Annotated in this window: 9 protein-coding genes and 1 tRNA gene; 2 read left to right on the top strand and 8 right to left on the bottom strand. The window is 68.3% G+C overall.

Annotated elements, in window-relative coordinates:
• From QN357_RS15120 to argS, 7 genes are all read right to left on the bottom strand, one after another.
• Positions 1-527, bottom strand: a 527-nt coding sequence (locus tag QN357_RS15120; protein ID WP_323505123.1) for a Rho termination factor N-terminal domain-containing protein, incomplete at its 3' end; no start/stop codon positions are given.
• A 284-nt stretch (positions 528-811) separates the two neighbouring features.
• Positions 812-1,777 carry a homoserine kinase gene (gene thrB, locus QN357_RS15115; RefSeq protein ID WP_416347621.1) on the bottom strand — a complete coding sequence of 322 codons (966 nt, stop codon included), beginning with the start codon at positions 1,775-1,777 and terminating at the stop codon, positions 812-814.
• A complete protein-coding gene (thrC, locus tag QN357_RS15110; RefSeq protein ID WP_134448137.1) occupies positions 1,774-2,889 on the bottom strand; it encodes a threonine synthase in 1,116 nt (371 codons plus the stop codon). The genes thrB and thrC overlap by 4 nt, the downstream gene beginning before the upstream one ends.
• The gene (locus tag QN357_RS15105; RefSeq protein WP_134448135.1) at positions 2,889-4,226 is read right to left on the bottom strand and encodes a homoserine dehydrogenase; all 1,338 of its coding nucleotides are present in this window, start codon (positions 4,224-4,226) and stop codon (positions 2,889-2,891) included. The genes thrC and QN357_RS15105 overlap by 1 nt, the downstream gene beginning before the upstream one ends.
• Complete coding sequence (lysA, locus tag QN357_RS15100; RefSeq protein ID WP_322189584.1) at positions 4,223-5,656, bottom strand: diaminopimelate decarboxylase; 1,434 nt, start codon at positions 5,654-5,656, stop codon at positions 4,223-4,225. Before lysA ends, QN357_RS15105 begins: the two co-directional genes overlap by 4 nt.
• 144 nt (positions 5,657-5,800) lie before the next feature.
• Positions 5,801-6,598, bottom strand: a complete 798-nt coding sequence (locus tag QN357_RS15095) for a DUF2993 domain-containing protein (RefSeq protein WP_322140691.1) — start codon at positions 6,596-6,598, stop codon at positions 5,801-5,803.
• A gap of 2 nt (positions 6,599-6,600) precedes the next feature.
• On the bottom strand, positions 6,601-8,292 hold the full coding sequence (argS, locus tag QN357_RS15090; RefSeq protein WP_134564081.1) for an arginine--tRNA ligase: 1,692 nt from the start codon (positions 8,290-8,292) through the stop codon (positions 6,601-6,603).
• Positions 8,293-8,346: 54 nt separating this feature from the next.
• On the opposite strand from argS, the gene QN357_RS15085 reads away from it, so the two are divergent.
• A complete protein-coding gene (locus QN357_RS15085; RefSeq protein WP_322136267.1) occupies positions 8,347-8,997 on the top strand; it encodes a hypothetical protein in 651 nt (216 codons plus the stop codon).
• 230 nt (positions 8,998-9,227) lie between these two features.
• A tRNA-Arg gene (locus QN357_RS15080) sits at positions 9,228-9,299 on the top strand.
• 25 nt (positions 9,300-9,324) lie between these two features.
• On the opposite strand, the gene QN357_RS15075 is transcribed toward QN357_RS15080, so the two are convergent.
• Positions 9,325-10,498 (bottom strand): site-specific integrase (locus tag QN357_RS15075; protein WP_323505122.1); only part of this gene is annotated, 1,174 nt, incomplete at its 5' end.

Genomic DNA, 10,498 nt, shown 5'->3' with positions numbered 1-10,498 from the left:
GACGTGGCGCGCTTGCGCGCCTGGCGGACCGGCTTCTCGGCGGCGACAGGGGCCTCCGTGGTGCCGGTGCCACCGGCGTAGGTGGTGGGGGCCGTCGTGCGACGGGTCGTCGCGGCGGCGTCCGGGAGGATGAGGCCGATGCCGAGGTCGCCGTCAGCGTTGACGTGCGCGGCGGCGGGGGCAGCGGTCGCGGTGGTGGCGCGGCGCGGCGCACACTTGCGCGGCGGGGCTTCGACGAGAGTCGCGGTCGCGGCTGCTGCCGCGGCCGGCTCGGCGACGGCCGGCTCGGAAACGAGCTGCTCGGAGACGACCGGCTCGGTCGCGGCGAAGGCGGGGATTTCGAGCTCGGGGCTCACGGTGTCGCCACCGGCCTGGACGGCGGTGATGGCGGAGACGAGCTCGCCCTTGCGGAGCTTGGAGGAGCCGGGGATGCCCAGTTCGAGCGCGAGAGCCTGAAGCTCTGCGACACGGAGGGTTCCCAGGCGGGATGAATCCGCGGCACTTGCGCGGAGGTTGACGTCAGTCACGAAAATTTGTCCTTTCCCCCGGCACGAACATTTACGAAAACCGGGGAAGCTGTGGCAACGTCGGAGGCGCTGCGGGTGGTTCAATCCCACAGAAAGTGGATTGAAGTGAACACACACAGCCACGCACAGATGTCGCGATAGCAGTGAGTTACGGGAAATGCACCATCGAAAGGAACCGGTCGTTAGGCGATTTCTTCGGGTACGCCATCGACTCTAGCAGAGCATTCCGAGAACGGATGCCGCGCCATCCCCTGCCGCGGCACCCCCCGTTCGCGCGCTTCAGGTCAGGCGGCGACTGCCGCGTCCGTGTGGGTGACGGTCGCGCCCTGGAAGTCCACGGCGAGCATGAGTGCCTGCCAGGGGGTCTCCGAGTTCGCGGCGACGAGCTCCGCGGCGACGAGGCGCTGGCCGGGGTCGCTCGCGAGCACGAGGATCGACGGGCCGGCTCCGGAGACGACGGCCGCGAAGCCGTGCTCCCTGAGCAGGGTGATCAACCGGTTGGTCTCGGGCATCGCGGCGGCACGGTAGCTCTGGTGCAGCTTGTCCTCTGTCGCGGCGAGCAGCAGCTCCGGGCTCTGGATGAGCGCGGCGATGAGCAGCGCGGAGCGGGACAGGTTGAAGACGGCGTCCTCGTGCGGCACGGTCTCGGGCTGGAGGCTGCGGGCGAGCGCGGTCGACATGGCCTGCTCAGGCACGAACACGAGCGGCTTCACGCCGCGGTGCACCATCAGCTTCTTGTGCCGGGGGCCCTCCGGGGTCGTCCACGCGATCGTGAGGCCGCCGAAGAGTGCGGGCGCGACGTTGTCCGGGTGCCCCTCCATCTCGGTGGCGAGGGTGAGCAGTGCTTCGGAGTCGATGTCGACGATGCCCTCGAGCAGGCCCTTGGCGGCCATGATCCCGGAGACGATCGCTGCCCCAGAGGATCCCATGCCGCGGCCGTGCGGGATCTTGTTGTGGGCGACGAGCGCGAGGCCCGGCATCCGCTGCCCATAGGCGGCGAAGGTGTGCGCGATGGCCTGCACGACGAGGTTCGTCTCGTCGGTCGGCACCACGCCGGCGCCGACGCCCTGCACGTCGACGAACACGCCGGGTTCCTCACGCACGCTCACGTCGAGGCGGTCGTAGTAGGAGAGGGCGAGGCCGAGGGTGTCGAAGCCGGGGCCGAGGTTCGCGGTCGTCGCGGGAACCTGGACGGTCACCGAACGTCCGGCGAGGAGGGAAGGACCGGACACGGCTTCGGCCAGGGTCACTTCTTGGCCAGACCGAGGACGCTGGCGATTTCGGCGGTGTCGACGGGCACGACGGTCGGAGTGATCTCGGCGCCGTCCGCGGTGCGGAGCGCCCACTGCGGGTCCTTGAGGCCGTGGCCGGTGACCGTGAGCACGACCGTCGCGCCGGCGGGGATGAGCCCGGCTTCGGCACGCTCGAGCAGGCCTGCGACGCTGATCGCGGAGGCGGGTTCGACGAAGATGCCGACCTCTGCGGAGAGGATGCGGTAGGCCTCGAGGATTTTGGCGTCGCTGATCGCGCCGAAGTAGCCGTTCGTGAGCTTCTGCGCCGCGAGGGCGAGGTCCCAGGACGCCGGGTTGCCGATGCGGATGGCGCTCGCGATGGTCTCGGGGTGGTCTACGCGGTGGCCGAGCACGATCGGGGCGCTGCCGGCGGCCTGGAAGCCGAACATGCGCGGGAGCTTCGTGGTCGCGCCGCGCTCGAGTTCTTCGGTGTAGCCGCGGGTGTACGCGGTGTAGTTCCCGGCGTTTCCGACGGGGACGATGTGGATGTCCGGCGCGTCTTCGAGCACCTCGACGACCTCGAAGGCCGCCGTCTTCTGGCCCTCGATGCGGTCGGGGTTGACAGAGTTGACGAGGTGCACCGGGTAGTTGGCCGAGAGGTCGCGGGCGATGTCGAGGCAGTCGTCGAAGTTGCCCTGCACCTGCAGGAGCTGCGCGTTGTGCGCGATGGCCTGGCTGAGCTTGCCGAGGGCGATCTTGCCCTCCGGCACGAGCACGACCGCGAGGATGCCGGCGTGAGTCGCGTATGCGGCGGCCGAGGCAGAGGTGTTGCCGGTCGAGGCGCAGATGACGGCCTTCGCGCCGTCTTCGACGGCCTTCGAGATCGCCATCGTCATGCCGCGGTCCTTGAAGGAGCCGGTCGGGTTCATGCCCTCGTACTTGATCCAGACCTTCGCGCCGGTGCGCTTCGACAGCGCGGGGGCGGGAATCAACGGCGTGCCACCCTCGCCGAGCGTGATGATCGGGGTCGCGTCGGTGATGTTCAGGCGGTCGGCGTATTCACGCAGCACTCCCCGCCACTGACGGGACTGGGTCTTCACGGCCTGCGTGGACTCTCGTTCGCTGGACATCAGGCTCCTTCAACTCTCAAAACGGATGCGACGGTGGTGACAAATCTGTTGGCGGCGAGGTCGGTCACGGTGGCGGCGAGTGCCGCCTCCGTTGCCTCGTGGGTTCCGATCACAAGGGTAGCCGTGGACGGGACGGCCGCGTGACTGGACGTGAGGGGACGTGCGGGGGTCATCGACTGCTCGACGAGGGCCAGCGAGACGCCATGGTCACTGAACACCCCGGCCAGGGTCGCGAGCACGCCCGGCTCGTCGGTCACCTCGAGGGTGACCGCGTAGCGGGTCGTGATGCTGCCGATGTCGAAAACGGGCAGGTCGGCGTGGATCGAGGCCGCGACTCCGGGGCCGCCGGCGATGTGGCGGCGGGCGAGGGAGACCAGGTCGCCGAGCACTGCGGATGCGGTCTCGACTCCCCCGGCGCCCGCGCCGTAGAACATCAGGCTGCCCGCGGATTCGGCCTCGACGAAGACGGCGTTGTTCGCTCCGTGCACGGCCGCGAGCGGGTGGCTGCGCGGCACCATCGCGGGGTAGACCCGGGCGGAGACCCCGGCCTGGCCGGTCGCGGCATCCGTGATGCGTTCGCAGATGGCGAGGAGCTTGACCACGTAGCCGGCCTTGCGGGCGGACTCGATCTGCGCGGGCGTGACCTCGGTGATGCCTTCGCGGTAGACGGATGCGAGCGGCACGTGGGTGTGGAAGGCGAGGCTCGCGAGAATGGCCGCCTTCTGCGCCGCGTCGTAGCCGCCGATGTCCGCGGTCGGGTCGGCTTCGGCGTAGCCGAGCTCCGTCGCGGTGGCGAGGGCTTCCTCGAGGCTGTCCCCATCGGTGTCCATCCGGTCGAGGATGAAGTTCGTGGTGCCGTTGACGATGCCGAGGATGCGGTTGATCTGGTCGCCGCCGAGGCTGTCGCGCAAGGGCCGCAGGATCGGGATGGCGCCTGCGACGGCGGCCTCGTAGTTGAGCTGGGCGCCGACCTGGTCTGCGACGGCGAAGAGTTCGGGCCCGTGGGTCGCGAGGAGAGCCTTGTTCGCGGTGACGACATCCGCCCCTGAGTTCATCGCCATCAGGATGTAGCTGCGGGCCGGTTCGATGCCGCCGAGCAGTTCGATGACGACGTCCGCGCCGAGGATGAGGGACTCGGCGTCGGTCGTGAAGAGCTCGTGCGGCAGGTCGACGGTGCGTTCGGCGTTGACGTCGCGCACGAGGATGCCGACGAGTTCGAGGCCGGCGCCGACCCGGTTGGCGAATTCCTCGCTCTGCTCGAGCAGCAGCCGGGCGACCTGGGCGCCGACGTTGCCGCCGCCCAGGAGGGCGACGCGCAGGTTGCGGTATTCGATCATCGGATGGCTTCCTTCGGTTGATCGGTGCCGGCGGGGGCCGCGACGACGGCGGTGATCCCGGTGTCGCGGGAGAGCAGGTCGGCGATCGTCTCGCCGCGGACGAGCAACCGGGCGGCGCCGTCCAGCACGGCGACGACCGGCGGGCGGCCAAGGTAGTTGTAGTTACTCGCGAGGGAGTAGCAGTACGCACCGGTCGCGGCGACGGCGACGAGGTCGCCGGGGCCGACGTCGCCGGGCAGGTAGTCGGCGTCGACGACGATGTCGCCGCTCTCGCAGTGCTTGCCCGCGACGCGTACGAGCACGGGCTCCGCGGTGCTCGAGCGGCCCGCGAGCCGCACAGAGTAGTCGGCGCCATAGAGCGCCGGCCGGGCGTTGTCGCTCATGCCGCCGTCGATGCTCACGTAGAGCCGCGGCGCACCCGACACGTCGACGGCCTTGGTGGTGCCGACCTCGTACAGGGTGATGCCCGCCGGGCCGATGATGGAGCGGCCGGGCTCGAAGGCGACGATGGGCACCGGGATGCCGCGCGCCGCACACTCTGCCGCGACGATGTCGGCCAGACGGGCGGCGAGTTCGTGGATCGGGGTGGGCGTGTCCGCGTCGGTGTACGCGATGCCGAAGCCGCCGCCGAGGTTGAGCTCGGGAACAGGCCCGCCGACGAGGAGCGCGGCGTGCACGGCGAGCAGGCGGGAGGCGGACTCTGCGAACCCGTCGGCTCCGAAGATCTGGGAACCGATGTGGCAGTGCAGGCCGATGAAGCGCAGGGCCGGCTCCGCACGGATCAGGGCGACGAGGCGCGGGCCATCCTCGAGCGTGATGCCGAACTTCTGGTCCTCGTGCGCGGTGGCGAGGAACTCGTGCGTGTGCGCGTGCACGCCGCTGTTGACCCTGAGCCGCACGTTCTGCACGATGCCGTGCCGGGCCGCTGCCGCGGCGACACGGGAGATCTCGACGGTCGAGTCGATCACGATCGTGCCGACGCCGGTGGCACAGGCCTCGTCGATCTCGGCGAGGGACTTGTTGTTGCCGTGGAAGCCGAGGCGGGCGCCGGGCGCGCCGGCCGCGAGGGCGACGGCGAGTTCCCCGCCGCTGCAGACGTCGATGTTGAGTCCCTCGGCGAGCATCCAGCGGGCGACCTCGCTCGACAGGAAGGCCTTGCCGGCGTAGTAGACCTTGACCGTGGTGCCGATGCGGGAGAATTCTGCCTCGAAGGCGGAACGGAGGGCGGATGCGCGGGCGCGGGCATCCGCTTCGTCGATGACGTAGAGCGGGGTGCCGAACCGGGCGGCCAGGTCAGGCGCGGAGACGCCGCCGATGACGAGGTCGCCGGCAGGCGCGCGGTGCATGGTCGCGGGCCAGAGGCCGGCCGAGAGCGCGTTGGCGTCTCCGGGCAGGACGAGCCAGTCGGGGGCGAGCGGGTTGGTGGCCACGGGTGAAAACCTCACGGGAAAGTCGAGTGGGTGTCTCACTGAGTGGCGAGCGAACCCGGATTGGTCCCTGAAGCCAGTGAAGATTCCGCCGGTATGACAGCGAACCTGCACCGATTCTAGCGAGCAAGGGGTGCGCGCGCCGAATCAGCCGGCGGAGCAGGTGCCGAGGGTGGTCAGCGACTGCGCGGTGAGCGTCAGGGTGCTCGACTCCAGCGTAATGCGCGCCCGCCCCGGTGTGACGTCGACGCCGGCGAGGTTGACGCCCTCGGGGAGGTACCCGGCCACGCACACCCGGACCGGCTGCTGGCCGAGCACGAGCGGCAGGATTGCCGTCGCATCGAGGCTGCCCGCCCCGGTGGTGATCGTCGCATTGCTCGGTGTGAAGAGCAGCGAGTCGGCCGCAGCGGTCGGGGTGGCGGTGGCCTGGTAGCCGATGTCCAGGCCGAAGACGCTCACGCTGCCCTCGTACTGCACGGTGCCGTCGCCGAGCACGAGGTTGGCTGCGGGCGCCCCCTTCGGCAGGGCCGCCGCGAGCAGGGTGTTGAGCGCCGCCTGGTCGAGGTCGACCGTTCCGCGCACGTCGCCGACCTGTTTGGCCTGGTCGACGGGCACGTCGGTCGCGACGAGGTGAACGGATGCCGGCACGCCGTTCACCGTGAGGGCGGGAGCGACCAGGGTGACCCGGTCGAAGCTCCCCATCAGGTACTGCGCGATCACGGACAGGCCGCCGATCGAGACGGACACGTCGCCCGTGACCGAATCGGGCAGGTGCGCCGCGATCTCGGCCTTCGCCCGGTTCTCGGCGTAGTTGCGCACGCCGGCATCGGCGACGAAGAAGGCGGCGACGAGGGCGAGCACCACGATCGTCGCGATGATGAAACCACTCAGGCCACGGCGCCTGCGCGTTGCGGCTCCCCTGCCCGTTGCGGCGTCGCGGTCCACGGTCACATCCGCTCGGGAGCAGCCACGCCGAGGAGGCCGAGGCCGTTGCGGATGACCTGGCCGGTCGCGTCGTTGAGCCAGAGGCGCGTGCGGTGCAGTTCCGTGACGGGCTCGTCGCCAAGCGGGATCACCCGGCAGTTGTCGTACCAGCGGTGGTAGTAGCCGGCGACCTCTTCGATGTACCGGGCGATGCGATGCGGCTCGCGCAGTTCGGCGGCGAGGGCGACCATGCGCGGGTATTCCTGGAGCACGCCGAGCAGGGCGGACTCGCTGTCGTGCACGAGCAGCTCAGGGGCGAAGTCGGTGCGTTCGACGCCCGCTGCCGCGGCGTTGCGGGCGACGGAGCAGGTGCGCGCGTGGGCGTACTGCACGTAGAAGACCGGGTTCTCGTTGCTGTGCTTGCCGAGCAGGTCGAGGTCGATGTCGAGCGCGGTGTCGCTCGAGGAGCGCACGAGCGAGTAGCGGCCGGCGTCGACGCCGACGGCGTCGACGAGGTCGTCGAGGGTCACGATCGTGCCGGCGCGCTTGGACATCCGCAACGGTTCGCCGTCCTTGAGCAGGTTGACCATCTGGCCGATCAGAATCTGCAGGTTGACCCCTGGGACGTCACCGAAGGCCTCGACCATGGCCATCATGCGGCCGACGTAGCCGTGGTGGTCTGCACCGAGCATGATCAGGTTCTGGTCGAAGCCGCGCTCGCGCTTGTCGAGGTAGTAGCCGAGGTCGCCGGAGATATAGGCCGGTTCACCGTTCGAGCGGATGATGACCCGGTCACGGTCATCGCCGAAGGTCGTCGTACGGAGCCAGATGGCGCCATCCGCTTCGAAGATGTGGCCGAGGCCGCGCAGGCGCTCGATGGCCCGGTTGACCGCGCCGGACTCGTGCAGCGAGTCCTCGTGGAAGTAGACGTCGAAGTCGACGCCGAAGCCGTGCAGCTTCTCCTTGATCTCGGTGAACATCAGGTCGACGCCGATCGAGCGGAAGGCTTCCTGCTGTTCCTCGCGGGGCAGGTCGGCGATCGGGGTTGTTCCGTCGTACTTCGCGACGACCTGGTCGGCGATGTCGCCGATGTACGCTCCGCCGTAGCCGTCCTCGGGGGTGTGCTCGCCGAGATAGGCGGCCAGGACGCTGCGGGCGAAACGGTCGATCTGCGAACCGTGGTCGTTGAAGTAGTACTCGCGCGTGACATCCGCACCCTCCGCCTGAAGCACCCGGGCGAGGCTGTCGCCCACGGCGGCCCAGCGGACGCCGCCCATGTGGATGGGGCCGGTGGGGTTGGCCGAGACGAACTCGAGGTTGATCTTGATGCCGTCGTAGAGGTGGCCGGTGCCGTATGCCGGGCCGGCTTCGACGATGGTCTTCGCGAGCGCGCCGGCGGATGCCGCTTCGAGGCGGATGTTGATGAAGCCGGGGCCGGCGATTTCGACGGAGGCGACGTCGGGCAGCGCCTCGAGCCCTGCCGCGAGTTCGGTGGCGACCTCGCGCGGCTTGTAGCCGAGCGGCTTGGCGATCTTCATCGCGATGCTCGAGGCCCAGTCGCCGTGGTCGCGGTTGCGCGGGCGTTCGAGGGTGACGTCGCCGGCGTTGGCCAGGACGAGGTCGAGCCCACCGGTGTCGATGCCTTCTGCGCGTCGGCGCTCACCCAACTGCTGGATCAGGGCGAACAGGGATTCGGAAAGCTCGGCGGGGGTCACGGAAACCAAGCTTACCGGCCCGGTTTCGAGGACCTCGCTTGGTAAGGTCAACCCGTGACTCTCTTCGATTCGCCCGCCTCCCCGTCCGCCCGGCGCTTGCGCGCCGGAGTCTTCCTCTGCGTCGGCGCGCTGAGTCTCATTGGCTTGTCCGGCTGCGCAGCGGATGCAGCGCCCTCGGCCTCCGGTTCGGCGAGCGCCCCCGCGACCGGGGGTTCTTCCTCGTCAGCGAGCGCATCGGCCGCCGCGACGGCAACACCGACGCCCACGCCGACCCCGGCAGGGACCGCTGTCGCGATGACGTGCACCGACCTGCTCACCCTGGACGACGTCTACGCGTTCAACCCGAACTACGGCACCGACCCCTCCTACAAGCCGACATCCTCATCGGCCAAGACCGCGGCCTCCTTCCAGGGACTCACGTGCGGCCTGCTCAACCAGTCGAGCGACGGCACAATCGAAATCTCGCTCACCCAGCCCAACGCGCAGCTCATGACGCAGCAGCAGGACAAGGCCGTCGCGTCGTCGAAGATCGTCCCGACCTATGGCACTCCCCCGACCGTCCAGGGCTTCTTCGCCGTGACCAACGGCATCGGCGAGGCTCAGGTCTTCACCGACACGTACTGGCTCACGATCAGCTCATCGAACTTCCTGGAGCCCGGCGACGCCGAGTCCCTCGTCTCCGCGGCCCTCGGCCACCTGAAGTAGCTCGCCCCACCCTGACGAAGAGGGCAAAAATCCCGCGCAACGGCGGAACTCCCGCGCTCGATTCCGCCCGCTGACGGCCGCTGTGCCGAGCGCGGGAGTTGCGCCTCAACGCGGGTGGCATACCACGAGCGCAGCGGCGGAACACCCGCGCCGGATGGCCGCAGCGCTCCCGATTAGGTGCCGGTGCGAACACCGGCCTCCCGGATGCTGGTAACCTAGTGTTTTCCCGGGCCCCCATAGCTCAGGGGATAGAGCACTGCCCTCCGGAGGCAGGGGCGGCAGTTCGAATCTGCCTGGGGGCACACCAATAAAAGTCCAGACCAGCGGCTAATCTGTCTCAGTCCCGAGGTTCTCAAGATCGTCGTGTGACTTCGATTTGACTTCAATTACTTTCACGGCCACCTGATTCAGCGCGACTGCAACACTGTCGAGGTCCGAATCAAAGAGGTCCGCGTAGGTGTCGAGAGTCTCCTTCGCGGAGGCGTGACCCAGCATTCTTTGGAGTGCTTTGACGTTGGCACCGGCCGATACAGCAAGGCTTGCGCATGTATGACGGAGCTCATGCGGAGTCAGGCCCGGGACGCCGATTTCCGCGGCTGCCGCAGTCAGGAAGCCACGGCGGAAGATGCGATTGCGGAGCACACCTCCGCCTCGTTGTCCGACGAAGACGTGGTCGCCTGGCTTCCGGTCCGCGATTGCCTGTTCCAGTCTCAAGAGAATGAATGCGGGAACCGGGATTGATCGCTCCTCATAGTCTTTGGGCGTGGATTCCTCGAGGTAGCCGTTGATCTCGATCATCGTGTGCCGCACCTCGAGCCGGCCGCGCTTTACATCAACATCAGCAACGGTGAGTCCGGCCAGTTCGCCCCAGCGAAGGCCGCAATAGCTCAACACGAGGACCACGAGTCCATATCCAACGCCTCGACCCTCGACGGCTTCCTCGAGGTCATGGACCTGCTCGTGAGTCAAGTACGTCTTGGAAACTTTGGAAACCTTGGGGAGCTTCAGGCGGGCGGCAGGATTCGTAGTGATCCGGCCATCGTCGACGGCCATCTGCAGCGCGCCCCCCAGCGTATTGACGATTTTGCGCACGGACCAAGGCGCTTGGGTTTCAGAGAGCCTTGAGGCCCATTCCTGGACGGTCATCCGTTCCAAGTCGCCGAGGGGAATGCCCCCGAGGTCGGGAGCGATATTGCGCCGGATTATGCCTTGGGCCCTATCGATGGTGGAAGGTCGGAGATCGCTACGCGTCGCGAGCCAGCGATCCATCCACTCGGCCACAGTTACCCGAGAGCGCGTGGGATCTACGTAGGAGCCGCGACTCTTCGACACTTCAACCGAGGCGAGGAACAGCGTTGCTTCCTTCTTCGTTGAGAACCCACGTCTGGTGGTAGAGCTGTGGTCGGGCTTCCGGTACTGAACGCTGTTAACGCCGACCGAAAATAGGGCCAGTATCGCCGATTGAAAACAGGGCCACCGACCATTATGGAAGGTGATCAAT

The sequence above is a fragment of the Cryobacterium sp. RTC2.1 genome (assembly GCF_035018685.1).
Taxonomy (GTDB): Bacteria; Actinomycetota; Actinomycetes; order Actinomycetales; family Microbacteriaceae; genus Cryobacterium; species Cryobacterium glucosi.
This window is presented reverse-complemented; position numbering and strand designations above follow the sequence as displayed.